Raw genomic sequence first — 24,359 nt, 5'->3', positions numbered from 1 at the left:
GGTCCTGCACAACGACCGAAGCGGAACGTACCGTTTCCACAGGCTTTTCCGGCGATCGAGCCGGACTGGCAGACTGACCCGAAAGCCGCACTTCGGCGCGGGGAGATCCACGCAAGGAGATCCAGATGTCCATGGCAGGGAATCTGCGGAAGGTCACGAGCCTCGGCAGGGTCGACGGCCTCCGCAGGGTGGCGGGGTTGGCGCGGCGTCGTGGGCGCGTCGATCTGAGCCACCCTGCCCGGTCACCTCTGGGCTCCGCGGTGGTCAACTGCGTGACGTACCGGGACGGTGTACGCGTTCCCGGTGGCCGCGATCTGGTCGAAACGGTGGAGCAGGTGCGCAAGCGCGGCAACGGCTTCGTGTGGCTCGGCCTGCACGAGCCGACGGTCCAGGAGTTCGAGGGCGTCGCCGATCTCTTCGACCTGCACCCGCTCGCGGTCGAGGACGCGGTGGAGGCCCACCAGCGCCCGAAGCTGGAGCGGTACGGAAACACGCTGTTCGCGGTCTTCAAGACCGTCTGCTACGTGGAGCACAAGGAGCTGACCGCGACGAGCGAGGTCGTGAACACCGGTGAGATCATGGTGTTCGTCGGCCCCGCCTTCGTCATCTCGGTGCGACACGGCCGGCACGGTTCGCTCGGCCCACTCCGGGAGGAACTGGAGGCCGACTCGCAGCAACTCGCCAAAGGCCCCGCCGCGGTGCTGCACGCGATCGCCGACCATGTGGTGGACGGCTATCTCGGCGTCACCGACGCGGTGCAGCAGGACATCGACCAGGTCGAGTCGGACGTCTTCGCGGAGAACGGCGCACGACTGGATCCAGGCCGCATCTACCAGCTCAAGCGTGAACTCCTCGAGCTGAAGCGGGCGGTGGCGCCACTGAATCGTCCCATCCAGGAGTTGGCCACCACCCCGATCCGGGTGATCGCCCCGGAGATACAGGCCTACTTCCGCGATGTCTCCGACCACTTGCTGCGCGCCACCGAGCAGATAGCGGCCTTCGACGAGTTGCTCAACTCGATCCTGCAGGCGCATCTCGCGCAGGTGAGCGTGACGCAGAACGAGGACATGCGGCGGATCACGGCATGGGCCGCTCTCATCGCGGTGCCGACCATGGTCACCGGCGTGTACGGCATGAACTTCAGCTACATGCCCGAGTTGCGCTGGAAACTGGGCTATCCGCTGGTTCTGGTCGTCATAGCCGTCGGTTGTCTCGTCCTGTACCGAGGGTTCAAGCGCAACGGCTGGCTGTAGCAGCCGGTCAGCGCCTCAGCTCCTGGCGTAGACGCCCTCGACCCAAGTGGCGAGCTGCTCGGCCCTCAGATGACGGGCTAGATCGGACTCGCTGATCATGCCGACGAGACGCTTGTTCTCGATGACGGGAAGCCGGCGGATCTTGTGCTCCTCCATCTCGTTGAGCACCTCGTCGACATTGGCGTCCGCGTCGATCCAGCGCGGCGTGCCCTGGGCCATGTCGCCCGCGGTCACGCGTGAGGGGTCATGGCCCATGGCCACACAGCCGACGACGATGTCGCGGTCGGTGAGGATGCCGCAGAGCCGCTCGTTCTCGTCACTGATGGGCAGCGCACCGACGTTGAGTTCGCGCATCAACTGGGCGGCGCGGTCCAGGGTTTCGTGGGCGGGGATCCACTGGGCGCCACGGTGCATGATGTCTCCGGCGGTGGTCATGGAGCACCTCCTGATGCCGGACGGCCGGCGCGGCACGGAACGCACCGCATGTCCCGGCGCCTTTCATTCTCGCCGTGTCCCTGAGGCATTGCACCCGGAGCAGCCGGGCAGTGCAGGTGCTCGGGAGTGCCGGGTGCGGCGGTGAGCCGAGCAGGTTCGCGCTCGGGCCGGGAGCTCTCCCCATCACATGCACGCACATGCAGAGGTAAATGCGGAACCGGGCGCGTCAGCCGTTCCACGCGGGGTGGCGCGGGTCGTCCGCACGGATCAGCACGTCCGCGTCGGCACCCGGGTCCGTCTCGGCCTCGTACCGCTCGAAGGCGGGCAGCGTCCAGTGCTCCGCCTCCGGGGTACGACGGCGCAGCGCGCCGGGTGAGAGGAACACGTGGACGGTCAGGTCGAAGGGGAACCAATGCCTCAGGAGGAGGGGGCCATGGAGCAGGAGGAGCCCACCCGGCGGAAGCCGGACATAGGGACTGCGGGTGGCGCGGTCGGTGACCGCGTCCCACAGGTCGGGCAGGAGGCGGCCGTCGCCACCGGGTTCGAGGGGGCCGAAGACCTCGCGCCACAGGGCGCCGGTGTCGAGCCAGCCGTCGTAATAGGCATCCAGGTCCCGGTGGCCGTGCTCGAGGCGGACGGATGCGGGACGCAGGAAGCCGTCCGTGCCGACGACGAGCGAGGGCAGGCCACGTATGCGCAGCGCATCGGATACGCGCAGGGCGAGGTCGCCGGGATGCGCCGCCGGGGCTCCGTCGAACGCGATGCGCGGCCAGGGGCTGCCGTCGGCGGGCTTCAGGTCGAGCAGCCGGTCGGCAAGGAGGTCGCCGAGCCGTTCCCAGGTGATCGCTTCGAGTCGCACAGGGCCCATGATGCCGCGCCCCGACGGGAAACCCCCGGCCTGGCCCGTGCGGGCAGGACGGAAGGGGCGCGACAGCCGGCCGGCGTCACGATCGGTGCCGGGAGGGCGACGCATCGATCGCCGAGGAGGCCGGACAGGGTCGGCCGCCCGGTTCACCGAGTCGCCCGGCGGGGCCACGCTCGCCATGACACCGGATCGGATCGGTGCGCCGAGGTCGTCGTCGGGACGGGAGGGGAATGAAGCGGTTATGGCGCCGACCTCAATTCCTCCGCCCCGGAGCGGACTTCTTGTGTTCCAGCCGGTCAAGCGACGGCACTGTGCCCGGTGCGGGAGGGGGCCGTTGCCGTTGCTGGTGCTGGAGGAGGGGGCGCCCAGATGTCTGGACTGTGCGGACCTCGGGCACCTGGTGTTCCTGCCCCGCGGTAATACGGCCCTGACCAGGCGGTCACGCGAGGCGAGCACGCTGTCCGCTGTGGTGGTGCGGTTCAATCGGCGCCAGAGCCGGTACGAGCGGCAGGGGGTGCTCGTCGAGGAGGCGGCGCTGGCGCTGGCCGAGGAGCAGTGCCTGGCGGACGCCGAGGCACGCCGCAGACGCCGGGCGCGGGACGCACGGCGCCGGGCGGCGGAGGATGTGCGGTTCACGGAGGCGTTCGCCCAGGAGATCCGGCGGCTGTTTCCCGGATGTCCGGCAGCGCAGGCTCAGGAGATCGCGGCCCATGCGTCGCTGCGCGGAAGCGGGCGGGTCGGGCGCAGTGCGGCGGGCCGGGCACTGTCGCCGGAGGCGGTGGCGGCCGCGGTGCGCGCCGCCATACGTCACACGCAGACGCCGTACGACCAGCTCCTGATGAACGGGGTGCCGCGGCTCGAGGCGCGGCGGCGGATCGCGGACGACGTGGAGTCGGTGCTGCGGGACTGGCAGCTCCGGGAGGCGGCATGACCCCGGACCAGGCTGAGCGGTCGAGCGGGAACCAGCGCCGACTGCCTTGCGGCCCGTGACTCCGCGCCGGTGGGCCATGCACGGTCGGGCGTGCAGCCCCGCCAGCCGTGCATGGTCACAGGTCTCGCACGACATGTCACTTCTGGTGACGGGAAGAGATGGGAAGGATCCCCTGTCCGGGGACCGATGCGGGAGTTGACATGACGGATTGGCCGTACGCTCTGCTGGCCGTGCTCGGGGTGCTGGGGACCGGGCTGGTGGCAGGGGTGTTCTGCGGGTTCTCTACGTTCGTGATGCGGGGGCTCGGCTCCCTGCCGCCGGCGCAGGGGATCGCCGCGATGAACGCGATCAACAAGGCGGCGGTGACACCGGCCTTCATGATCATATTCGTTGGGTCCGCGATGGTGTGCGCCGTGGTCGCCGTGGTGACGTTCGTGCTGTGGCCGGCCGAGGCGGTGGAACTGCTGGTCGGCAGTGCCCTGTATCTGATCGGTGTGTTCGGAGTGACCGCCGTGGCGAATGTTCCGCGCAACGAGGCGCTTCTGCGGATAGGCACCGGCTCTCCGGAGGCGTCCGCGTACTGGCGCACATATGTGAGCGAGTGGACCATGTGGAACCACGTCCGCATGGTGGCCTCGACCGGCGCTGCGGTCTCCTATGTTCTCGCCCTCACCTGAGGCCCCCGGGAGCCCTTTCCGCAGGTCCGGCGCCGAGGAGCGGGTGGGGCGGTGGCGTCGTATCGTGACCTGAAGCGGTCCCGTACGCGTACGCAAGGGAGACGGCCATGGCCGATCCCAAGGGATTCATGAGCACACCGCGCGAGGAGTGGCCCCGCAGGCCTGTCGAGGAGCGGGTACGGGACTGGAACGAGGTGTACGTCCCGGGTGCGTTGCTGCCGATCATCAGCAGGCAGGCCAACCGGTGCATGGACTGCGGAATCCCGTTCTGCCACGAGGCCTGCCCGCTCGGGAACCTCATCCCCGAGTGGAACGACCTCGTCTCACGCGAGGACTGGCGAGCGGCGAGCGACCGGCTGCACGCCACCAACAACTTCCCTGAGTTCACGGGGCGCTTGTGTCCGGCGCCCTGCGAGGCGGGGTGTGTCCTCGCCATCAACCAGCCCGCGATCACCATCAAGAACGTGGAGGTGGCCATCGCGGACCGGGCCTGGGAGGAGGGGTTCGCTCCGCCCCGCCCACCGGAGCGGCTCTCGGGGCGGACCGTCGCGGTCATCGGTTCGGGACCGGCGGGTCTGGCGGCGGCCCAGCAGCTCACCCGTGCCGGACACACGGTGGCGGTGTACGAGCGGGCGGACCGGATCGGGGGGCTGCTGCGGTACGGGATACCGGCTTTCAAGATGGAGAAGCGACATCTGAACCGGCGGCTGGAGCAGATGCGCGCCGAAGGCACGAAGTTCCGTACGTCGACGACCGTAGGGAAGGACATCGGGGCGGACGAGCTGCGGGCTCGGTACGACGCCCTGGTGATCGCGACCGGTGCGACGGCCTGGCGCGAACTGGAGGTGCCCGGGCGGGAGTTGGCCGGGATACATCAGGCGATGGAGTACCTTCCGCTGGCCGACCGGGTGTGCGAGGGCGACCTTGAGGTCTCGCCTCTGTCGGCGGTCGGCAAGCACGTCGTGATCGTGGGCGGCGGGGACACCGGGGCGGACTGCCTGGGAACCGCGGTACGCGAACGGGCCGCCTCCGTGACACAGCTGGACATCTACCCGCTGCCGCAGGCGGAGCGGGACGAGGACACCGAGCCATGGCCGACGTATCCGAAGATCTACCGGCTCTCGGGCGCGCACGAGGAGGCGCGGGATCTGCGGACGGCGCCCGCGGCGGACGCGGACGCACGGCTGTTCGCGGCGTCCACCCTGCGGTTCACGGGCGACGCGGACGGGCATGTGCGGGCCCTGCACCTGGTCGAGGTGGACGAGCGGCGACAGCCGATGCCTGACACCGGGCGCACGCTCCCCGCCGACCTGGTACTGCTCGCGCTGGGGTTCTCGGGACCCGACCGCGGGGACGGGCTGATCGACCAGCTGGGAGTGGCACTCAATGCCCGCGGGACGATCGCACGGGACGAGGACTTCGCGACGAACGTCCCCGGCGTGTACGCCGCCGGGGACGCCGCACGCGGACAGTCGCTGATCGTGTGGGCGATCGCGGAGGGCCGGGCCGTGGCGGCGGCGGTGGACCGGGGCTTGAGCGGCGGTGCGTCGCGCCTGCCGGCACCGATCGGCCCGTACGACCGACCGATGACGGCGTAGCGACCGAGAACGCGGTAGCGACCTCCGGGGTCCACGCTCACGGCCCGGGGCTCTCAAGGCGGCCATCCGCCCGCGATCGGGGTCCACAGGGACACAACCGGGGAGAACACTTCCGGGAGGAACACGCACGTCCGGCAGGGACGCACCCAGCCGGACCACGACTCGCAGGAACGCGTCCGGCTGAACGCACAGCCGCCCAGGGACACATCCGCCGACCGAACGACCGTTACGGCCAAGACGACCGTGGTGGCCTTGTGGCCTGGTGGCCGTGGGACACCCAGTTGGCGCCTCCACGACCCCACGGTCATATACGGGCCTGCTCGGCCCGGTCCCTACGCCTTCCGGCCCACCGCTCCGTAGCCGGGGATGACGCCGTCGTCCTGCCCGGGAACCGGCTCGCCCAGCTCGGGGTGCCACTTGTGGACGACCTCGACGCCGGGTTCGACCAGTTCGAGTCCGTCGAAGAAGCGGGCGAACTCGGCGCGAGAGCGGAGCGCCAGCGTGACCCCGGCGGCCTTGAGCTTCTCGGTCGCCGCCGCCGACTCCTCCGGGGTGAAGTCGGGGGTGGCGTGGGTCATCATCAGGCAACTGCCGGAGGGTAGTTCGGACAACAGCCGGCCGACCAGTTCGTGTGCCCCGTCCTCGTCGGAGATGAAGTGGAGCAGCGCGACGAGGGAGAGCGCGACGGGGCGGTTGAAGTCGAGAACCTTCCTGGCACCCTCGATGATGGCGTCCGGGTCGCGCACATCCGCCTGCAGGTACTCGGTCACGCCTTCGGACGTGCTGCGCAGCAGGGCGGCGGCGTGGGCGAGCACGATGGGGTCGTTGTCGCAGTAGACGACGCGCGCGTCCGGTGCGATCCGCTGCGCGATCTGGTGGAGGTTCGGCTCGGTCGGGATGCCCGTGCCGATGTCGAGGAACTGCCGGATGCCGCTCTCGGCCAGCCAGCGCGTGGCGCGGTGCATGAACGCGCGGTTCACCTGTGCCATCACCGGTACACGCGGGTCGAGGGCGAGCATCTGCCGGCCCATCTCCTCGTCGACGGGGTAGTTGTCCTTCCCGCCGAGATACCAGTCGTACATGCGCGCGGGGTGAGGCTTGCTCGTGTCGATGACGACGGCGTCCTGGGCGGGGTCCTGCCCGGTCATGAGGAGCTCCGTGAGTCTGTAGGACAGTCAATGGTCAACTGAGTGCCAATTTAGCGGTGGGACGGCAACGTCATGAACCAGCAAGGGAGTTAAGAGAGCAGGAAGTCCGCCTCCCCCGCCTTGGCTCCCTCGATGAACGCGGTCATCTCGTCGGAGGTGTAGATCAGCGCGGGACCGTCGGGGTCGGTGGACTGGCGGACGGCTATGCGGCCGTCGGCGAGCTTCATGGCCTCGAGGCAGTTGCCGCCGTTGCCTCCACTCCACGGCTTGTGCCAGCCCTCGCTGCCCAGTTCGCGGGCGGGCATGCCGTTGTAGACGCGTCTGCGCGGCGTGATGCGATCCATTACAGCTCCTTGCGGAGATCCTCGAGGATCTCCTTCGTGCGTTGTGCCGTGGCGGCCTGAGCCGCCATGCGGTCCATGACCTCGAGGTGGGTCGCCACCTCGGCGCGAGCGTCCAGGTAGACGGCTCCGGTCAAGTACTCGCTGTAGACCATGTCGGGCAGTTCCGGCATGGCGAATCGGAACAGTACGAAAGGCCCGTACGTACCCGGATGGGGGCCCGAGGAGAACTCGAGTACCTGGAGCGTCACGTGGGGCAGCTGCATGACCTCGAGGAGCCGTTCGACCTGGGCGCGCATGACCCGGGGGCCGCCGACGGTACGGCGCAGCGCCGTCTCGTCCATCACGGCCCAGATGGCGGGCGCGTTCTCACGTGTCAGCAGTTCCTGGCGCTGCATGCGCAACGCCACGTGCCGTTCGATGTCCTCGGGCCTGGTCTGCCCGACGGCGCCCGACTTCAGTACGCCCCGGGAGTACTCCTCGGTCTGCATGATGCCGGGCACGAAGTGGGGCTCGTACTGACGGATGAGCGCGGCGGCGCCCTCCAGGCTCACATACATCGAGAACCAGCCGGGCAGGATGTCGTGGAACCGCTGCCACCAGCCCGGTTTGTTGGCGTCCTCCGCCAGTTGGACGAACGCCTCGGCCTCGTCGTCGCCCACCCCGTACGATTTCAGCAGCAGTTGAAGGTAGGGGATCTTCAGCGCGACCTCGGCCATCTCCATACGGCGGACGGTGGCGGGTGCCACACGAAGGATGCGCGCGGCCTCCTCCCGCTTGAGACCTGCCCGTTCACGTAGGTCCAGCAGGCGCCGGCCAAGGACGACCTGACCGACCGTCGGCGCCGAACGCGGCTCGCTCAACGCCGCACCTCCTCCCGTCCTCCGATGTCCTGACAGCCCGGACGCCGCCAGTAGAAACCTTTCCGCACCGCTCATCGCCTGTTCATGCCCGGCATGCGAACCGCAGCCCCGAGCGGCGGACCGGCAGGCCAGTGCTTCGGATCCCAACTGGCGCCGATCAGCGTGCTGTTGCGAGCAGTGTGCCATGCACCTTCTCGTAGTCACACTGCACTCTGCAATTTTCACAGTGACTCTTGCCAAGTGTTCACGCCGCGGCGATAGTGGCAAGCGTGATTCCGTCCGCGTCGTTAGGAACAGACGCCACCGCAGACCGGTTCGGGCCTGGTGGCGCCGCGGGAATGCCCCCCGGCGCGGCCGCTGAACGCCGGTTCCGCTTCGAGCTCGTCGCACATCCGGGCTCCGTCGCACGGGCCCGGCAGCTCACGCGCTCCCGGCTGTCCGGCTGGGCGGTGGGCGAGGACACCTGCGACACGGCGACGCTGGTCGTCTCCGAACTGGTGACCAACGCCATCGTGCACGCGGCCGGAGAGAACGTCGTCTGTGAACTGCGCGACGAGGACGACGTGGTGCGCATAGCGGTGACGGACGAGGGATGTGCTCCGGGTGAGCCGCACCCCGGCCCGCAGCGGCCCGACGAGGAGCACGGGAGGGGACTGCTTCTCGTCGCGGCCCTGTGCCGGGCCTGGGGTGCTCAGGCGGCGGGTTCCGGACTCCTGGTCTGGGCCGAGCTGGCGCGGGACGCCGACCGGTCGGCGTCCGGCGAACGGGCCCACCCGGCACAGCCGTCCCGGGACCTGTCGAGTTCCGGCGGCAGGTCCCGGGCATCGGAGGACACCGCCGCGCAGTACGACCTCGGGTGGAGCGCCAAGAAGCCGCCGGTGAGCGGAGAGCCACGGGCCGACCTGGGCTGGAGCGCGAAGCGCCCTCCGGCCGACGGCGGCGGGTCCGAGGCGGAGGCGTCCTCGGAGGCGGGGCCCTCATGGGTGTGAGGAGTGCACGGGCGGCGCAGGTCCTGACCCTGGACTCGCTGGTACGCCTCAGGCGGGCACAGCCGAAGCCCGGAGCAGTGTCCCGGCGGGTTCAGCTGCCCGACGGAATGGCGCTCCCGCTCGGTTGCGACGCGGTGGCGATGCCCGCGCGTCACGGCGCGCTGCTGCTGTCCCGGCTGCCCAGGGTGGGCTGCGTGTACGGCGACCGGACGGACTGGTGGTGGATCGTGCCGTCCGACTCCGATGTCGCGCTGGACTGGCCGGCGCCCGCACGTTACGTACCGGGCGCGTTGCTCCCGGGTGCACCGGACGGCCCCGGGCTCGTCCACCGCCCGGACGACAACATGCCGTACACCCCGCCGATCCCGCTGTATCTGGCGCTGTGCCGGATCACCGGCATCGCCCCGGCGTGGTCGCGTCCGCTCAGCGCCTGACCGAACGACCACCATCTGCGACCGGAATCGCCCGCCACGCGAAAGTGCGGTGCCCGGCGGATGGATGGCTGTCTTCCTGGGGAGACCCTCTTTCGTCCGCACTCGGGGGAGGTCATGCGTGGCGAGGAAGTCCCAGGAATCCGGCGAAAAGAAGGCCGCAGCGGGGGCCCCGGCCACATCCGACTCGGAGTTACTGCTCTTCGGCGGTCCGCTGCGCTACGACATGGGCTGGTCCCAGCACTCCGACGCGTTTCTCGAGCTGAACTTCCGGGCCATGGTGACCCGGCTGCCGTCGCTGCTCGCGTCGAGCTTCCGGCTCGCCTGGCAGGCGGACCGAGGCGCCGCCCGTGTCGTCCTGAGCGCCGAAGGAGGCCGCGGGGTCGCCCAGGCGGTGAGCCTGCTGGCGGTCAACTCCGTGCTGGCCCGGCTGATGTCCGACGGCCCGGTCGAGGACCGGCTGCGCGGCGCCGTGCCGGCGCTGTTCGCGGTCGCCGCGGTCTTGCTGGTGTCCGCACTGCTACGGGCGGCGTCGACGTACGCCACCGGGCGACTGGAGCCGAAGGTGGAGCGGGTCGCCACCGAGCTCTATCTGGAGCGGGCCGCGGCCGTGGAGCTGTCCGCGATCGAGGACGACGCCTTCCACAAGCTGCTGGACACCGCGCAGTACGGCGCGGCGTCCGCCCGCCGCATGATCGGGCTCGCCACCCAGGTGGTGAACGCGCTCATCTCGCTGGTCGCCGCGGCGGGTGTGCTGACGGTCCTGCACCCGGCGCTGCTCCCGCTCCTCGTCACCATGACCTTGCCCAGCGCCTGGAGCGCACTGACGATCGCCCGGCGCCGCTACGAGTCCTTCCACGCCTGGGTCCAGCACGCCCGCGCGGGCCGGCTGATCAGCAGTCTGCTCACCGAGCCGGCCGCGGCCCCCGAGATCCGCGTCCACGGCGTCGGTCCCTTTCTGCTGCGCCACTTCCGCGCGATGTCGGAGACAGCCGAGGCCGAACAGGCCCGTCTGGCCCGGCTCGAGGCGCGTACCGGTCTGATCGCGGCCACCTGGACGGGCGTGGCCATCGTGGTGACGTACGCGACGCTCGGCGCTCTGTTGTTCACGGGCGCCATGTCGCTGTCCGTGGCGGGTACGGCGGTCATCGCGATCCGCACCGGCTCGGCGAGCCTCGACTCGCTGGTCCTCGAGATCAACTCCCTGCATGAGGAAGCCCTGTTCGTGGGCGATCTGCAGCGCCTGTACGTCGAAGCGGCCAAGCGCGCGATCCCGCAAGGCGGCGATGCGCTCCCGGAGGAACCGAGCGAGATCCGCTTCGAGAACGTCACGTTCACCTACCCGGGAACCTCCAACCGGCCGGCGCTCCAGAACGTCACGCTGTCCGTGCCGCTCGGCCGGATCGTGGCCCTCGTCGGCGAGAACGGATCTGGCAAGACGACCCTGGTCAAACTTCTCGCCGGGCTGTACGCGCCCGAACGGGGCCGGATCCTGTGGGACGACGTCGACGCGGCGAAGGCCGACCGGCGGCAACTCGCCGAGCGCGTCGCCATGGTGGCTCAGGACTTCAAGCGCTGGCCGTTCACGGCCCGCGTCAATGTCGCGGTCGGACGCACGACCGCGCCCGTCACCGATGAACGCATCACCTCGTCGGTCGCCCAGGCCGGTGCCCAGGACGTCCTCGCGGACCTGCCCCGCGGCCTCGACACGCTGCTCGCACGCGGTTTCAGCGGCGGGCACGACCTGTCCGGCGGCCAGTGGCAGCGGCTCGGCATCGCCCGCGCCGCCTACCGGCAGGGGCAGATCCTGATCGTGGACGAGCCGACGGCCGCGCTCGACGCCCAGGCCGAACTGGAGGTCTTCGACAGGATCCGCGCGCTGGCGGGCTCCGGCCAGACGGTCGTCCTGATCACCCACCGGCTGGCGTCGGTGCGCCACGCCGATCTCGTGCATGTGCTGGAACAAGGGCGGCTCGTGGAGTCCGGCACGCCGGACGAACTCCTCGCCGCGGGTGGCGTCTACGCCGACCTGTACGCCCTGCAGGCGGCGCAGTTCACGGCGAAGGTCACCAGCCGGGAAGCCGGCTGAAACCCGAGGACCGGCTACTCGGTGGCGTCGGCTCCGGCCACGATCACCAGGAACGCATCCGTCGCGAGGTCCATGACCACCTCCGCGGGCAGCCCCTCCAGGCGGCGCGCCTGCGCGAACTCCTCCGCGGGCCACGATCCGCGCGGCCCGCCGGCGGGAAACCGCTCCAGCACCGTTCGCCCGTTCACCCTGCACCTCCTTGCCACGCCGTCTTCCGGCGAGCCGACCCCGGTCGGCTCACAAAGTTAAACGCCCCTTCCCACATGAACGGATCGTGAAGTGACGGTACTGAGACGTATTCGACACTCGCTCAGCACGGAATGGCCGTGGATGAACGCATAGTTCCGCTTTGCTGGAACGCGGTGACCCATCAGCACGGCTCAGCCGTCGTACTCCTGGATGCGCCGGCCATGGCCGCGGTCCACGAGGGCGGGCAGCCGCTGCTCCAGCTCGCGCAGGGTCGAGGGCAGGTCGATGGTGAGCAGTTCGCGGTCCCGCATGAGGACGCGCCCGTCCACGATCGTGGTGCGGACGTCCGACGCCCGGGCGCTGTGCACAAGGGTGGCCGCGAGGTCGTGGACGGGCTGGGTGTGCGGTCCGCCGATGTCCACCAGCACGATGTCGGCGCGGCGTCCCTGGGCGATGCTGCCGATACGGTCGCCGAGTCCGACGGCCTGGGCGCTCTGGAGCGTGGCGTGGTGCAGCGCCTGCCGGGACGTCAGCCAGCCGGGGTCGCCCTCGGCCGACTTCTGTGCCAGGGAGGTGAGAGCCATGGACTCCCATACGTCCAGGGAGTTGTTGGAGGCGGCGCCGTCCGTGGCGAGTCCGACCGGGATCCCGAGCGCGCGCAGTGCCCGTACCGGTGTGGTGGTGGGCCAGGCGAACTTGAGGTAGCCGCGAGGTGCGGTCGCCACGGCCACGCTTCCGGTCGCCCGCTCCAGCACGGGCAGGTCGCGCTCCACGATGCCGGTGCCGTGCGCGATGAGCAGGTCACTGTCGAGGAGTCCGGCCGCTTCCAGGACCTCGATGGGGGTACGTCCGTGCCGCGCCAGGCTGGTGTCGGTCTGCTCGCGGTTCTCGGCGGCGTGGATGTGGACGGGGAGGCCGTGGTCTCGGGCGAGTCCGGCGGTGGCCACGAGGTCCGCGTCGGTCACGGTGTACGGGGCGTGCGGGGCGAGGGCGGTGGTGATGCGCCCGTCCGCGGAACCCCGGTGCCGCAGCGCGAAGTCCAGTGATCGCTCGCGTCCCGCGGCGCCCTGCGAAGAGAAGAACGCCTCCCCCAGATGGGCTCGGAGTCCGCAGTCGGCCACGACGTAGGCGACGGCGTCCATCGAGAAGTAGTGGTCGGCGAAGCAGGTGACACCGCCGCGGATCATCTCCGCGCAGGCGAGCCGTGCCGCCGACGCCACATCCTCCTCGGTGAGGTTGGACTCGATGGGCCAGATGAAGTCGTTGAACCACTCCTGCACGGACAGGTCCTCGGCGATGCCCCGCAGGGCGACCATCGGGGAGTGCGTGTGGCAGTTGATCAGGCCGGGCACAGCCACCTGGCCGCGCGCGTCGATGCGCTCGACGGCAGGCAGGCCCCTGACGTCCGCTGCGAGCGTCACCGACTCCACGATCCCGTCCCGTACGACGATCGCGGCGTCCTCCGCGAAGCCGATCCGCTCCTGGTCGTCGTGCACGAGGACGGTGCAGCCGGTGATGACGAGGTCGGCGGGAGCTGTCTGCCAGGCGGCCTGAGTGGACGTCATCCCGTCACCGTACGACGTGGTCGTACTCCTGGGTGACATGTACCGCGCATCCCGTCGCCGCCCTGTTCCACCAGCGGTTGCGCGCGCAGGCTGGGCCTCACCACAGCCCGCCACCCGGCTTCTGGAAGGAGCCCGGCATGCTCGTCGGCACCTGGAACCTGGAGAACCTGTACCGGCCCGGGGGCCCGTTCGGCCCCAAGGACAAGGCCGCGTACGAGACGAAGCTCGCCGCCCTGGCCGCCGTGATCACGAAACTCGATCCGGCGCTGCTCGGCGTCCAGGAGGTCGGAGAACCCGAGGCACTGGAGGACCTGGCCGGAATGCTGGACGGCCAGTGGCACGTCACGGTCTCCCAGAACCCGGCCGAACGCGGCATACGAGTGGGCTTCCTCAGCCGAGCCCAGCCGCGCGTGCTCTCCGACACCAATGGTTTCCCCCACCTGCTGCGGCCAGTGCAGGGAGACGACGAGGGGACGCCCGTGGCGCACGCGGGCCGGGGTTTCCTCGCGGTGGAGGTCACCGCCGGCGAGCTGACGCTGAAGGTCGCGGTGGCCCATCTGAAGTCGAAGCTGCTGTCGTACCCGGGCGGTCGCTTCCAGCCGCGCGACGAGGGCGAACGGGCCCGCTTCGGCGCATACGCCCTCTACCGGCGGGCCGCCGAGGCTACGGCACTGCGGGCGCTCGCCGACGACCTGCTGGCCGGCGAGGGGCGCACCCGCGATGTGGCGGTGCTGGGCGACATGAACGACGAGGTGCAGGCCGCGACGACCCAGATCCTGCTGGGCCCGCCCGGATCCGAGATCGGCACACCCGGGTACGAGCACCCGGACCGGGGCGACGCGGTGCGTCTGTGGGACGTGGCGCCACTCATCCCGGAGCAGCAGCGGTACTCGCGCGTCACCTCCGGGCGGCATGAACTCATCGACCACATATTGGTCAGTCATTCCCTGGTCCACCGCCTCACGGCGGCGGGCACGGGCCTGCCCGACGACGGACTGGTCCTGCCGTCGGTCGGCGCCGATCCGGAAGAGCGACGCGGGGCACCGGGGTCGGACCACGCCCCCGTGTGGATGCGCTTCGGGTCGTGATGGCAGGGCAGAAGGCCGTAACCGTGCCGGGACGGGAGCGGGCCCGGGGGCGTAGCCGGCCCCCGGGCCCTGGAATGCCGCCCATGTGGGCACGCCGGCACGCTTGAGGACCCAGGTCAGTCGTGATGTCGCCGCGTCCTGCCTTTGGACCACCGCGTATCGAGCTACGCGGACTGGACTTGAACCAGTATTTCGGCGTCCGGGGCCCGGGCCCGGTCGATCCGGCGATCGGCGGCGAATGCTGAGTCTGGAGCGATAGTCTGAGATTGATCGCGGTCTGCCTCTGCCGAATTGGGCTACCGCGGCCGGAGATTGTGCCGCGGGGAGGACTCGAACCTCCACTGGGACCGCGTCGTCACGACAAGCTTCAGCTTCAGCTTGCGCTCCTCGCGCGCCCCGGCCGTCGTTCGTGGTGGCCGGGGAGTTCTTGAGGCTACCCGAACAGGTAGCCGAAGACGGCGTCACCGACGCGCTGGTCGACAACGTCCGTTCCGTTCGCCTCCTCCCGGGCGAACTTGACGGCCTGCTGGAGCTTCTCGACCCGGTCGAGCAGCTCGTTCACACGCCTGGCGGGCAGGGCGCCGGAGAACTTCACGGTCGTCCAGTATCCGACCGGCACGTCCTCGTAGTACACCTCGACCTGAGCCGGGTGCTTCTCGGTGGCCTCCGCCTTCACATGGTTGCGGGGCACCTTCTTCGTGCGCAGGGTGCGTACCGGCTCCGTCTTCCATGCGTCGGTGGACGGGTCCTGGAGCCAGGACTCGGCGGCGTCGAGGACCGGCAGCTTGCGGACGAAGGTGTTGAGATCGACGAGCTGCTTCTCCAGGAAGAGCAGATACGCCACGGGGACATCGGCGACGAGCACCCGCCCGTCCACCTTCACGTCCGCCCTGGCGGCGCAGTTGGCCCAGTCCTTCGTGGCGGTCACGTCGAACAGCCGCGTGAGCGTCGCCGCGGTCTGCCGCAGCACGTCCTCCGCCTTCACCTGGACCCGCGTCGACTCGGGCGGCAACTGCTCGCCCTCTTCGTCCTTCGGCTGGTACGTACGCGAGATGCCGGCCAGCAACGCGGGCTTCAGAAGCCCGTGGTGAGCTGCCGTCAGGTCCTGATGGGACTTGGACTTGATGCCCTTCTCGACTGCGATGATCTGATTGAGTTTCGCCACGCCGGAGACGGTAGCAGCGAGATACTCGACGTTTCGAAGGATTATCGGGCCGCGGATTCCCTTGCGGCGACAAGGGCTTCACCGAAGACCTCCTCGGCCGACCCGATGGCCTCCGCGAGCCGGTCCGGGGCGGCTCTCAACCCCGACACGATCTCGTCGACCCCCCGCAGCCCCGCCCGCTCCAGCAGCCGCTTCTCGTTGGTCACCCACTCCCCCCGTGCGGCCAGCACGGCGTGTGCGGACTGGGCGGCGGCCGTGGCCAGGGCGCCGGCGACCTCGGTGAGGCGGGACTTCGGTGCGTGGTTGGCCTTCGCGTACGAGAGGGTGGCGCGTGCCGTGCCGTACCAGCGCTCGGCTGCGGAGGCGCGCAGCGGCTCCGGATATGCCTGCGGGCGCGGAACGGTGCCTCGCAGCACGCGGTTCACGGCCAGTTCGGCGACGACCAGATAGCTGGGGATGCCGGCGAGGTGGAACAGCAGGGGCTCGACATGGAAGCGGCCCTCCTCGGCCTCGGCCAACTCGTGCTCCACGACGTCGAGATCGCGATAATGCACGTCGACGCGGCGGCCGTCGACGGTCAGCCAGGCGCCGCCGTTGAAGACTCCCCCGCCCCAGCCGCCGATGTCCGACACCTCGCCGGGCCAGCCGGTGGCCCGCAGTTGTGCGGGGTCGAAGTCCGAGCCCCTGTAGTACACGGCCAGGTCCCAGTCGCTGTCCGGGCCGTGGGTGCCTTGCGCGCGGGAGCCGCCGAGGGCCACGGCCCCGACCGCGGGCAGGCCCGCGAGCCGGTCCGCCACGTGGTCGAGGAACGCCTTGTTGTCCACTGTCACCCCCGGCCGTCCCCGTGACCGCGAGTCTCGTCGCCGGCCGTGCGCGCCTCGATCCCTCCGGCCGCCGTCGGCTCCGTCAACTGGTCCACCGGGCCCCTTCGTCGCAGATACGGCCACCTACCGTAGCCGTCGCCGGACCGTCCGTCCGCTGGGTTTGCGGGGGATGTCACGAGGGTGCGGGTCGGGGTCGGGGCGATTGTCAGTGCCGCGCGTTATCAATGGTGGTGTCGTCACAGAGCGTGACGATCCGCGGGTTATCAGCGGGGTACGGGGAGGCAATGATGGCCGGTTACGAGGCATCGGACAGCCGACGGCACGTCGCGCGGGCGGAACCGGAGGGGGCGGCGACGTCGCAAAGGCAGGCGGTGCTGGAGCGGATCCGGGCCGAGGCGATCGAGATCCCTCGCCTGGAGCCGGGGACGCTCGCGCTGCGAGCCGTGGAACACCGCGCACGTACGGAGAGGGAGCGGCGGCTGTCCAGTGGTGCCGCCGGGGGCACCCGCGGCACCTCTCCCGCTCCGCCCGCCATCTCACCCATGCCTGCGCGCGGTGGCTCGCCGCCAGTCCCGGCCGACCGTTCCGCGCTCGACCCCTGGAAGGTCGGCTATCTCCTCCACCGGCTCAGCCATGACGACCGACTCCTGGACGGCCTCTCCGGTACCGGGCGAGCGGAGGCCATGGCAGTCCTGCGGCAGCGGATCTGCGCGGCCATCGCCGAGGCGTACCCCGCCCTTGCGGAGGAGTGCGTGCGGCAAGCGAGTGGCCCGGCGATGGCCGACCGTCCTGACGGGGATGGCCGACCGCCTTGATGAGGCCGGGAACCGGCTCGCTGGGCGAGGACGGTCTCGGCGTGTGCGTCGCGGTCCGGACGTGCCCCGGATCGGGCAGGCGAAGCGTCCGTGCGCGCGGTGGGGCTTCACCGGTGGACGCACCCCAGGGCAGGGCCGGTTCGGCGAGCCGTGCGATGCGCTCGGCCCCGCCGCGAACCGGGACGAATTCGGATGCGGTCGATGGGCGGCACCGCGCATGATCGGTGTGTTGCGGTGCGATCGACACGCGGCCGGACGCACCGGTAGTCGCTCCCCGGGAGGCACCATGCTCAAGCGCGTCACCGTTCCCACGCTCTTCCCCCCGCCCCGCTACGCGCACGCCTCCGTCGTGGAGGCGCGGACCCGGCTCGCGTTCCTGGCCGGATCCGTGCCGCTCGACGCGGACGGGAAGCTCGTCGGCGAAGGCGATCCGGTACGGCAGGCCCAGCAGGTACTCGCCAACCTCGATGAGCAACTGCGCGCGGTCGGAAGCGACATGGCGCACGTGGTGTCGACGGATGTGTATGTGGTGAGCGGCGAGCCCTCGGTGCTCTCCGCGGTCTGGGACGTGGTCGAGGCCTCGGGGCTCAGCACCGGGCCGCATTCGTCGACGCTCATCGGCGTGGCCTGTCTCGGGTACACCGGACAGTTGGTCGAGATCACCGCGACCGCCGTGATTCCGACCTCGTCGGCCGTCACTCCCACCGCGGCAGACGTGGTTCCCACCGCGACGGCCATTGTTCCCAACGCGAGAACCGTTGCTCCCGCCGCCCCGCGGGAGGCGTAACAGCCCATTCTCCCGGGAGTTGTGGCCCGTCATCGCCTGCACGACGCCGTCTCCCAGCGGCGCATCGCGGCGACTCGTATCGTCTGAGCACCCCTGACACCGCCGAGTCGCGGCTCAGGCTGGGCGCGGCTCGGCGGCGGGCGCCCGTGTCCTCACCGCGACCGGCGCCTCCGCCACGCTCATGCGCAAGGCCGCCCCGTCATGGCCAACCGGCCGGGGAGCCGGGCTCGTCGGGGTCGCGGACGTCGTGACCGCTCGGCCCCGGTCTACCGCTCGGCGGGCAGACCCGCCGCCTCGGCCGCCGTGCGCAGCACGTCCCGCAGCATCTCGGGGGTGAGGCGACCCGTGAAGGTGTTGCGCTGGCTGACGTGGAAGCAGCCGAAGAGCTCGAGGCCCTCCAGCGTCACCCGGGCCCCGTGCCCGAACGCGGGCCGTGGTCGCGGCACCGCCCAGCCCGCCTCGGCGAGTGCGGTCAGCGCGGCCTGCCAGCCGAAGGCGCCGAGCGCCACCACGGAGCGCAGGGACGGCCGCAGCAGCCGCAGTTCCTGGACGAGCCACGGCCGGCAGGTGTCCCGTTCCCCGGGCGTCGGCTTGTTGGCCGGCGGGGCGCAGTGCACCGGGGCTGTGACACGCACCCCGTACAGTTCCAGGCCGTCGTCGGCGGCCACCGACGTGGGCTGCGATGCCAGGCCCACAGCGTGCAGCGCCGCGTACAGGACGTCGCCGGACCGGTCGCCGGTGAACATCCGCCCGGTGCGGTTCCCACCGTGGGCCGCGGGGGCGAGCCCGATCACCAGCATCCTGGCGTCCGGCGGTCCGAAGCCGGGCACCGGCCGTCCCCAGTAGTCCCAGTCGGCGAACGCGGCGCGCTTGGTACGGGCCACTTCCTCCCGCCACTCGACCAGACGCGGGCAGGCGCGGCACCCCGCGATCCGCTCGTCCAGCGCGGCGAGGCTGCTGCTGTCCATGCCTCCACGGTAGAGCCGGACGGAAACGGCCCCGCACGAGGGCCGGGAGGGGCCCCGAGAAAATGACGTCCGGTTGACCCAGCTCAGGGGACTAAGGTCGAGGACATGGCTGCTGCAGATGCGGACGACGACAGGACGGGCGCGACGGGCGCGGCCCAGGCAGGCGGCACGGGCCGGGACGCCGAGCCGGGTCCGGCCCGCGAGGCGGATCGGCGCGACTCCGACGGCCCTGAAGAGGTCCACGCGGCCGATGCCTCGGCCTCGGTGGAACCCACAGCCGACACGAAGAAGGCTGCCGCTGTGGCCGCCGCCGACGCCGCCGGGCCGTCGAACGGCGAGAGCGTGCGCATCGACAGCTGGATCTGGTCGGTGCGGCTCGTCAAGACCCGCTCGGTCGGTGCGACCGCCTGCCGGGGCGGTCATGTCCGGGTGAACGGCGAGCGCGTGAAGCCCGCGTACGCCGTGCGCGTCGGTGACGAGGTGCGTCTGCGGCACGAGGGCCGGGAGCGGGTCGTCGTCGTGAAGCGTCTGATCCGCAAGCGGGTCGGGGCCCCGGTGGCCGTCCAGTGCTACATCGACAACAGTCCGCCCCCGCCGCCCCGCGAGGCCGTGGCCCCGGCCGGCGTCCGCGACCGCGGCACCGGCCGCCCCACCAAGCGCGACCGCCGCGAGATGGAACGCCTCCGCGGCCTGGCAGCGGCCCCCGGCGGCGGCTTCGCGGACGCCTATGCGGCGGGGCGCCATCCGGGCGGTCAGCGACGGGCCAAGGGCGGGAGTCGGCCGGAAGGCCGGGGCGGCTCCGTAGCGAGCTGAGGCCGGGACGGTGCAGGGGCGGTCCCCCGCCCCGCCCCGTTCCGCGCCGCAGACCCTCGCTCTCATGGGCGGAGCCGGTCATGCCGGCAGCGCCGGTCATGCGCGGCGCAGTACCAGGCGCGCCAGGTCCGCCACACGGTGGCGCCGGGCCCAGGCGATCAGCGCCAGCGGGACCAGCAGGATCAGCGGGGTGGCCGCGTTCTGACCGTCGAAGACGGTGAGCTGGACGATGAACGCGCCCACCATCAGCCCGGACAGCGCCATCGCCGCGACCGGCGCGAGGAGCGGGATCACCAACGCGACAGCCCCGGCCAGCTCGAGTGCGCCGATGGTGTACATCCCCGGGTGCCCCCAGCCGATCCTGTCGAAGGAATCGGCCGCCGACGGGTGCGCGATCAGCTTGGGCAGCGCGCTCGCGAGCCCGTAGAACAGCGCGAGCGCGATCTGCAGAGCGCGCAGGGAGATCTCGGCACGTCGGCTCCGGCTGCGCCCACGGCCCGGCTCGTGGGCGGCGGAGACGGCCTGGGCGGCTGAGGCGGTGGTCTCGGACATGAGGTTCTCCTCGGGGTAGCGGGTCAGCGGTGCTGTCACAGAGGTAGACCCGGCCATGTCCCGCGACTCATCGCTGCCCGGCCGCCTTTCCCCACCCGGTTCTCATGCCCGTCCGACGGGCGGTCCTCCGCGCCTCGTTCCCGATCCCGCATCACCCGATGCGGTGACACGTTCGAGAGTGAACCCCGCGGAACCCCCGCACGGGGGCGCGGTCAGAGCGCGAACCAGCCGTGCCCGCCGGACCGCAGATGGTCCGCCACCGCCCGCTCCACACTGCTCCGCCGAGGCAGCCGCTCCACCGGAAGGTCGGGGTCGCCGAAGACGAAGCCGACCGGCATGCCGTCGTCGGGTGTCGTCTCCTGGTGCGCGAGCTCGAAGCGGTCCTGGAAGCGGATGATGTTGGAGTCGGCCGGGAGATAGTGCTTGAGCTGCGGATCGAGCAGCCAGGAGTCGCACACGGCGATCTCGTAGCGCTCCTCCGGATAGTGCTCGGCGAAGAAGGCCCGGGCAAGTGCCAGGGACCGCTCGCACGCGGACGCCGACAGGGGGCCGCTGAAGTCCGGTATGTGCAGGCTGAGACAGGGGTCGCCTGGTCCGAGCGCATGGCCCGCCGCGGCGACGGCCCGTCCGGTGCGCTGCCCGAGCCGTGCGCGCTGGTACTGCAGCCGCCCCAGCTGGAACAGCTCCCCGTGGAAGTGCAGCGCCGTCCACCACGGGAACAGCAGTCCGCCCGTGCCACACCGCCGGCGGTGCACGGCCATCTGCCGCCCGAGGTCCGCGAGGGTGCGGCGTGACACCTCCTCGGGGATGCCGCGCTCCCCGTGGTGGGCGCGCACATAGGGAAGCGCGGCGCCGAAGACGTACACATGGAAGAACCGTCCGAGCGCCCCCGCCGACTCCGGGAAGGACGGCGGTTCCCAAGCCCTGCCGATCTCCCCCATGTCCCGCACGAACCGGGTGACGCACCGCCCCAGCAGCGTCATGGCCTCCGCGTCCCGCGCCAGCCGGGCGCGCAGGGCGACGAGGTCGTTGATGTCCTCGTGGGGTACGGACAGGTCGAGCAGGATGCCGGGGAGTTTGTCCGCGTCGGGCAGGACGAGTCCCGTGGGGGCACCGCCCTCGCTCTCCAGGTCCCGCATCCATTCGGCGAGCCGCGTGTCCTCCCGCAGCGCCTCCAGCACCGTCGCCTCCCCTCGAGGACCCGCCCCGCGCTCGCCGCGACCCGCCGGATCCGGTCACCGTTTCATGGTGAACGTGCATCACGAAGGGTACTTGTCCCGGTAGGAACGGTGGTGGTGATGCGTACCGGCAGCGAACCGACGACAGCGCGCAGTGCCCTGCGGGCGCGGTTCTGGCTGAGCGTCTGGGGCCTCGTCTGGGCGACCTTCGGAACGGTCGTGTTCGCCCTCCTGGGGCGGCCCGGCTGGGCAGCCGCCTGCGGCGTGCTGTGGCTCATCGTCACCGTGGACATGGCCGTGATCCTGCGCCACATCCATCAGGGCCCGCACTGGCAGCCGGGCCGCGATGTCCCGCCGTATCCGCCGCCCGACCACCGCCGGTAGGGAACCTCGGTGACGGAACTCCGCCGGTCCCCTCGGAGCGGTAGGACGCCCCTACTGGGAGTCGAAGCGCGCCGCTCTCAGGTACTCCGGGTTCGGGTCCAGCGCGGCGGCGAGCCGGAAGTGCCGCTTGGCCTCCTCCGGACGTGACTGGCGCTCGTAGGTGCGGGCCAGCGCGAAGTGCGCGAACGCGTTGTCGGGTTCACGCTCCAGCACGATGCTGAACTCCAACTCCGCGGGCCGCAATTGCGCTGCGGCGAAGAAGGCACGCGCGCGCAGCAGCCGCGCAGCGGTGTTCTCGGGGTGCGCGGCGATCACGCCGTCCAGCAGTTTCACCGCGCCCCGGGGGTCCCGCGCGGCGAGCAACTGCTCGGCGGCGCGGAAGTCGATCACATGGGTCTCCGGAGTACGTCCGGTCGGATCGCTGGTGTCGGGCACGGCAGAGTCCTTCCCTAACTTCCGGGGTTCAACGCCCCCGGGGTCGACCGCTATTCCTGCGGGAGCCGCGCCCGGCGCACCAGATCAGCCCATATGCCCCTTACGTTCCGCTCCAGCTGCTCCAGTGGCCCGTCGTTGTCGATGACGATGTCCGCCGTTTCCAGCCGCTTCTCCCGCGTGGCCTGGGCGGCCATGCGGGCGCGTGCGTCCTGCTCGGTCATGCCGCGCAGACGGACCAGCCGGTCGAGCTGGTTGGCGGGGTCGGCGTCGACGACGATCACGACGTCGTACAGCGGGGCCAGCCCGTTCTCGGCGAGGAGCGGGACGTCGTGCACGACCACGGCGTCCTGGGGCGCGGCGCTCTCCAGTTCGCGCGAACGGGCGCCCACCAACGGGTGCACGATCGAGTTCAGGACGGCCAGCTTCTCTGGGTCGGCGAAGACGATCGAGCCGAGCTTGGGGCGGTCGAGGCCCCCGTCCGGCGCGAGGACGTCCTCGCCGAAGGCCTCGACGACCGCGGCCAGCCCGGCCGTTCCGGGCGCGACGACCTCGCGCGCGATGCGGTCCGCGTCGATCAGCACGGCCCCGCACTCCACGAGCAGCCGCGACACCTCGCTCTTGCCGGCCCCGATACCGCCGGTCAGGCCCACCTTCAGCATGACGCGCAGCCTACGGCCTGGCACCGGCGGCACCGGCGACGGGCCCCGCGTTCAGCCGTCGCCCTCGCGCTCCGCCAGGAAGCGCTCGAATTCCTGCCCGATCTCGTCCGCGGACGGGATCTCGAGGGGCTCGGCGAGCATGTTGCCGCGTGTCTCGGCACCTGCCGCGGCGTCGTACTGGTGCTCGAGGCCCTGGACGAGAGCGACCAGTTCCTCGTCGCCCTCCTGGATCTGCCGGTCGATCTCCGTCTGTGTGCGGTGCGCGTCCGAGCGCAGGGAGTGGGCGATCGTGGGGAGTACCAGCCCCGTCGCGGCCGTGATGGCCTCCAGGGCGGTCAGTGCCGCGTCCGGATAGGCCGAGCGGGCGATGTAGTGCGGGACGTGGGTCGCGACGCCCAGTACGTCGTGTCCGGCCTGCATGAGCCGGTACTCGACCAGGGCCTCGGCGCTGCCGGGGACCTGCGCCTCGTCGAAGGGGCTGCGGTGGCCCGGCACGAGGTCGGTGCGGTTACCGTGCGGGGTGAGGCCCACCGGGCGGGTGTGCGGCACGCCCATCGGGATCCCGTGGAAGCTCACCGACAGGCGGACGCCGAGCCGCTCCACGATCTGCCGGACGGCCACGGCGAAGCGCTCCCACTCCACGTCCGGCTCCGGGCCGGTCAGCAGCAGGAAGGGCGCCCCGGTGGTGTCCTGGACGAGGCGTACCTCGATGGTGGGCTCCTCGTAGTCCGTCCAGCGGTCGCGCTCGAAGGTGAGCAGCGGGCGGCGGGCCCGGTAGTCGACCAGCCGGTCGTGATCGAACCTGGCCACAACCTGGTGGGGCAGCGAGTCCAGGAGCCGGTCGACGATCTGCTCGCCGGCCTCACCTGCGTCGATGTAGCCGTCGAAGTGGTAGAGCATGACCAGTCCTGCCGACTCCTGGGCGAGCGCCATGTCGACGACGGCCAGGCCCTTCGGCTCCCATGCGTACAAACCCTGCGGATCAAGCACTAGACCGCTCCTCCTCGTGTTCGTACTGCACAACGTGGGCCGGGACACGTCCATTCCCGATCCGTGTACCGACACACAACGCTCAGTCAGTCCCCGGAGGCTCCGGGCCCGGGAAGCCGCCGGGAGGGCCCCGGAGACCCGACGCGCGTGAGCCCCTGGGCCGAGGTCACGACACGCCCGACAGCATGCCCGGACGCCGCCTCGGCGATGCGACGAACCGCCGGTCGGCGACGCTGCCGATCTCGCCTCCCTATGGGAGGTGCGGCGCCCGGTAGGCACGGCTGAGGGCCCGCCCCCAGGGGGACGGGCCCTCAGTCATCGGCTAAC

At 70.9% G+C, this 24,359-nt stretch carries 27 protein-coding genes and 1 tRNA gene; 12 read left to right on the top strand and 16 right to left on the bottom strand.

Annotated features, from left to right (window positions below; genetic code table 11):
• Nucleotides 1-125 precede the first annotated feature (125 nt).
• A complete protein-coding gene (locus ACQEXA_RS40630; RefSeq protein ID WP_432926460.1) occupies nucleotides 126-1,253 on the top strand; it encodes a magnesium and cobalt transport protein CorA in 1,128 nt (375 codons plus the stop codon).
• Nucleotides 1,254-1,268: 15 nt separating this feature from the next.
• Here ACQEXA_RS40630 and ACQEXA_RS40625 read toward each other — a convergent pair whose 3' ends face one another.
• Nucleotides 1,269-1,688: a CBS domain-containing protein gene (locus ACQEXA_RS40625; RefSeq protein WP_432926461.1), complete on the bottom strand. Its 420-nt coding sequence runs from the start codon at nucleotides 1,686-1,688 to the stop codon at nucleotides 1,269-1,271.
• 226 nt (nucleotides 1,689-1,914) lie between these two features.
• On the bottom strand, nucleotides 1,915-2,556 hold the full coding sequence (locus tag ACQEXA_RS40620; RefSeq protein ID WP_432926463.1) for a uridine kinase: 642 nt from the start codon (nucleotides 2,554-2,556) through the stop codon (nucleotides 1,915-1,917).
• 238 nt (nucleotides 2,557-2,794) lie between these two features.
• Here ACQEXA_RS40620 and ACQEXA_RS40615 point away from each other — a divergent pair, with 238 nt between their 5' ends.
• The 3 genes from ACQEXA_RS40615 to ACQEXA_RS40605 all read left to right on the top strand — a co-directional run bounded on the left by ACQEXA_RS40615 (nucleotide 2,795) and on the right by ACQEXA_RS40605 (nucleotide 5,759).
• On the top strand, nucleotides 2,795-3,484 hold the full coding sequence (locus ACQEXA_RS40615) for a DUF2293 domain-containing protein (protein ID WP_432926465.1): 690 nt from the start codon (nucleotides 2,795-2,797) through the stop codon (nucleotides 3,482-3,484).
• Nucleotides 3,485-3,684: 200 nt separating this feature from the next.
• A complete protein-coding gene (locus ACQEXA_RS40610; protein ID WP_432926466.1) occupies nucleotides 3,685-4,161 on the top strand; it encodes a DUF1772 domain-containing protein in 477 nt (158 codons plus the stop codon).
• A gap of 107 nt (nucleotides 4,162-4,268) precedes the next feature.
• On the top strand, nucleotides 4,269-5,759 hold the full coding sequence (locus tag ACQEXA_RS40605; protein ID WP_433132558.1) for a glutamate synthase subunit beta: 1,491 nt from the start codon (nucleotides 4,269-4,271) through the stop codon (nucleotides 5,757-5,759).
• A gap of 332 nt (nucleotides 5,760-6,091) precedes the next feature.
• On the opposite strand, the gene ACQEXA_RS40600 is transcribed toward ACQEXA_RS40605, so the two are convergent.
• The 3 genes from ACQEXA_RS40600 to ACQEXA_RS40590 all read right to left on the bottom strand — a co-directional run bounded on the left by ACQEXA_RS40600 (nucleotide 6,092) and on the right by ACQEXA_RS40590 (nucleotide 8,111).
• Nucleotides 6,092-6,907: an SAM-dependent methyltransferase gene (locus ACQEXA_RS40600; RefSeq protein WP_433132556.1), complete on the bottom strand. Its 816-nt coding sequence runs from the start codon at nucleotides 6,905-6,907 to the stop codon at nucleotides 6,092-6,094.
• An 89-nt stretch (nucleotides 6,908-6,996) separates the two neighbouring features.
• A complete protein-coding gene (locus ACQEXA_RS40595) occupies nucleotides 6,997-7,251 on the bottom strand; it encodes a DUF397 domain-containing protein (RefSeq protein ID WP_359389508.1) in 255 nt (84 codons plus the stop codon).
• Nucleotides 7,251-8,111 (bottom strand): helix-turn-helix domain-containing protein, encoded by an 861-nt coding sequence (locus ACQEXA_RS40590; protein ID WP_432926472.1) that lies wholly within the window; start codon nucleotides 8,109-8,111, stop codon nucleotides 7,251-7,253. The genes ACQEXA_RS40595 and ACQEXA_RS40590 overlap by 1 nt, the downstream gene beginning before the upstream one ends.
• A gap of 233 nt (nucleotides 8,112-8,344) precedes the next feature.
• On the opposite strand from ACQEXA_RS40590, the gene ACQEXA_RS40585 reads away from it, so the two are divergent.
• The 3 genes from ACQEXA_RS40585 to ACQEXA_RS40575 all read left to right on the top strand — a co-directional run bounded on the left by ACQEXA_RS40585 (nucleotide 8,345) and on the right by ACQEXA_RS40575 (nucleotide 11,620).
• On the top strand, nucleotides 8,345-9,100 hold the full coding sequence (locus tag ACQEXA_RS40585) for an ATP-binding protein (RefSeq protein WP_432926474.1): 756 nt from the start codon (nucleotides 8,345-8,347) through the stop codon (nucleotides 9,098-9,100).
• Nucleotides 9,091-9,534 carry a hypothetical protein gene (locus tag ACQEXA_RS40580; RefSeq protein WP_432926476.1) on the top strand — a complete coding sequence of 148 codons (444 nt, stop codon included), beginning with the start codon at nucleotides 9,091-9,093 and terminating at the stop codon, nucleotides 9,532-9,534. The genes ACQEXA_RS40585 and ACQEXA_RS40580 overlap by 10 nt, the downstream gene beginning before the upstream one ends.
• A 223-nt stretch (nucleotides 9,535-9,757) precedes the next feature.
• Complete coding sequence (locus ACQEXA_RS40575; RefSeq protein ID WP_433134729.1) at nucleotides 9,758-11,620, top strand: ABC transporter ATP-binding protein; 1,863 nt, start codon at nucleotides 9,758-9,760, stop codon at nucleotides 11,618-11,620.
• Nucleotides 11,621-11,634: 14 nt separating this feature from the next.
• On the opposite strand, the gene ACQEXA_RS40570 is transcribed toward ACQEXA_RS40575, so the two are convergent.
• Nucleotides 11,635-11,808 (bottom strand): hypothetical protein, encoded by a 174-nt coding sequence (locus ACQEXA_RS40570; RefSeq protein ID WP_359389498.1) that lies wholly within the window; start codon nucleotides 11,806-11,808, stop codon nucleotides 11,635-11,637.
• A 192-nt stretch (nucleotides 11,809-12,000) separates the two neighbouring features.
• Complete coding sequence (locus ACQEXA_RS40565; RefSeq protein WP_433132554.1) at nucleotides 12,001-13,374, bottom strand: amidohydrolase; 1,374 nt, start codon at nucleotides 13,372-13,374, stop codon at nucleotides 12,001-12,003.
• A gap of 137 nt (nucleotides 13,375-13,511) precedes the next feature.
• On the opposite strand from ACQEXA_RS40565, the gene ACQEXA_RS40560 reads away from it, so the two are divergent.
• The gene (locus tag ACQEXA_RS40560) at nucleotides 13,512-14,462 is read left to right on the top strand and encodes an endonuclease/exonuclease/phosphatase family protein (protein WP_433132552.1); all 951 of its coding nucleotides are present in this window, start codon (nucleotides 13,512-13,514) and stop codon (nucleotides 14,460-14,462) included.
• A 165-nt stretch (nucleotides 14,463-14,627) separates the two neighbouring features.
• Here the strand turns inward: ACQEXA_RS40560 and ACQEXA_RS40555 are convergent.
• From ACQEXA_RS40555 to ACQEXA_RS40545, 3 genes are all read right to left on the bottom strand, one after another.
• Nucleotides 14,628-14,768, bottom strand: a tRNA-Pro gene (locus ACQEXA_RS40555).
• Nucleotides 14,769-14,895: 127 nt separating this feature from the next.
• Nucleotides 14,896-15,627: a hypothetical protein gene (locus ACQEXA_RS40550; protein ID WP_433132550.1), complete on the bottom strand. Its 732-nt coding sequence runs from the start codon at nucleotides 15,625-15,627 to the stop codon at nucleotides 14,896-14,898.
• A 41-nt stretch (nucleotides 15,628-15,668) separates the two neighbouring features.
• Nucleotides 15,669-16,457: a nucleotidyltransferase domain-containing protein gene (locus tag ACQEXA_RS40545; protein WP_433132548.1), complete on the bottom strand. Its 789-nt coding sequence runs from the start codon at nucleotides 16,455-16,457 to the stop codon at nucleotides 15,669-15,671.
• 281 nt (nucleotides 16,458-16,738) lie between these two features.
• On the opposite strand from ACQEXA_RS40545, the gene ACQEXA_RS40540 reads away from it, so the two are divergent.
• Nucleotides 16,739-17,266, top strand: coding sequence for a hypothetical protein (locus ACQEXA_RS40540; protein ID WP_433132546.1), 528 nt, complete (start codon nucleotides 16,739-16,741; stop codon nucleotides 17,264-17,266).
• 286 nt (nucleotides 17,267-17,552) lie between these two features.
• On the top strand, nucleotides 17,553-18,053 hold the full coding sequence (locus ACQEXA_RS40535) for a RidA family protein (protein ID WP_433132544.1): 501 nt from the start codon (nucleotides 17,553-17,555) through the stop codon (nucleotides 18,051-18,053).
• A 266-nt stretch (nucleotides 18,054-18,319) separates the two neighbouring features.
• On the opposite strand, the gene ACQEXA_RS40530 is transcribed toward ACQEXA_RS40535, so the two are convergent.
• Nucleotides 18,320-19,021 carry a uracil-DNA glycosylase gene (locus ACQEXA_RS40530; RefSeq protein WP_433132542.1) on the bottom strand — a complete coding sequence of 234 codons (702 nt, stop codon included), beginning with the start codon at nucleotides 19,019-19,021 and terminating at the stop codon, nucleotides 18,320-18,322.
• A gap of 105 nt (nucleotides 19,022-19,126) precedes the next feature.
• Here ACQEXA_RS40530 and ACQEXA_RS40525 point away from each other — a divergent pair, with 105 nt between their 5' ends.
• Nucleotides 19,127-19,834, top strand: a complete 708-nt coding sequence (locus tag ACQEXA_RS40525) for an RNA-binding S4 domain-containing protein (RefSeq protein WP_433132540.1) — start codon at nucleotides 19,127-19,129, stop codon at nucleotides 19,832-19,834.
• 96 nt (nucleotides 19,835-19,930) lie between these two features.
• Here the strand turns inward: ACQEXA_RS40525 and ACQEXA_RS40520 are convergent, their stop codons facing one another.
• Both ACQEXA_RS40520 and ACQEXA_RS40515 read right to left on the bottom strand, forming a co-directional pair.
• On the bottom strand, nucleotides 19,931-20,386 hold the full coding sequence (locus ACQEXA_RS40520) for a DoxX family protein (RefSeq protein ID WP_433132538.1): 456 nt from the start codon (nucleotides 20,384-20,386) through the stop codon (nucleotides 19,931-19,933).
• A 212-nt stretch (nucleotides 20,387-20,598) separates the two neighbouring features.
• A complete protein-coding gene (locus tag ACQEXA_RS40515; protein ID WP_433134727.1) occupies nucleotides 20,599-21,525 on the bottom strand; it encodes an acyltransferase domain-containing protein in 927 nt (308 codons plus the stop codon).
• A gap of 159 nt (nucleotides 21,526-21,684) precedes the next feature.
• Here ACQEXA_RS40515 and ACQEXA_RS40510 point away from each other — a divergent pair, with 159 nt between their 5' ends.
• Nucleotides 21,685-21,948: a DUF6343 family protein gene (locus ACQEXA_RS40510; protein ID WP_433132536.1), complete on the top strand. Its 264-nt coding sequence runs from the start codon at nucleotides 21,685-21,687 to the stop codon at nucleotides 21,946-21,948.
• A 51-nt stretch (nucleotides 21,949-21,999) separates the two neighbouring features.
• On the opposite strand, the gene ACQEXA_RS40505 is transcribed toward ACQEXA_RS40510, so the two are convergent.
• From ACQEXA_RS40505 to ACQEXA_RS40495, 3 genes are read right to left on the bottom strand one after another with little or no spacing between them, the layout of a single operon-like run.
• The gene (locus ACQEXA_RS40505) at nucleotides 22,000-22,383 is read right to left on the bottom strand and encodes a tetratricopeptide repeat protein (protein WP_432926500.1); all 384 of its coding nucleotides are present in this window, start codon (nucleotides 22,381-22,383) and stop codon (nucleotides 22,000-22,002) included.
• A gap of 50 nt (nucleotides 22,384-22,433) precedes the next feature.
• Nucleotides 22,434-23,042 carry a dephospho-CoA kinase gene (coaE, locus tag ACQEXA_RS40500; protein ID WP_433132534.1) on the bottom strand — a complete coding sequence of 203 codons (609 nt, stop codon included), beginning with the start codon at nucleotides 23,040-23,042 and terminating at the stop codon, nucleotides 22,434-22,436.
• A gap of 51 nt (nucleotides 23,043-23,093) precedes the next feature.
• Nucleotides 23,094-24,032 (bottom strand): PAC2 family protein, encoded by a 939-nt coding sequence (locus ACQEXA_RS40495; protein WP_359389463.1) that lies wholly within the window; start codon nucleotides 24,030-24,032, stop codon nucleotides 23,094-23,096.
• Nucleotides 24,033-24,359: the final 327 nt, after the last annotated feature.

The sequence above is a fragment of the Streptomyces sp. CA-106110 genome, assembly GCF_050936285.1.
Taxonomy (GTDB): Bacteria; Actinomycetota; Actinomycetes; order Streptomycetales; family Streptomycetaceae; genus Streptomyces.
This window is presented reverse-complemented; position numbering and strand designations above follow the sequence as displayed.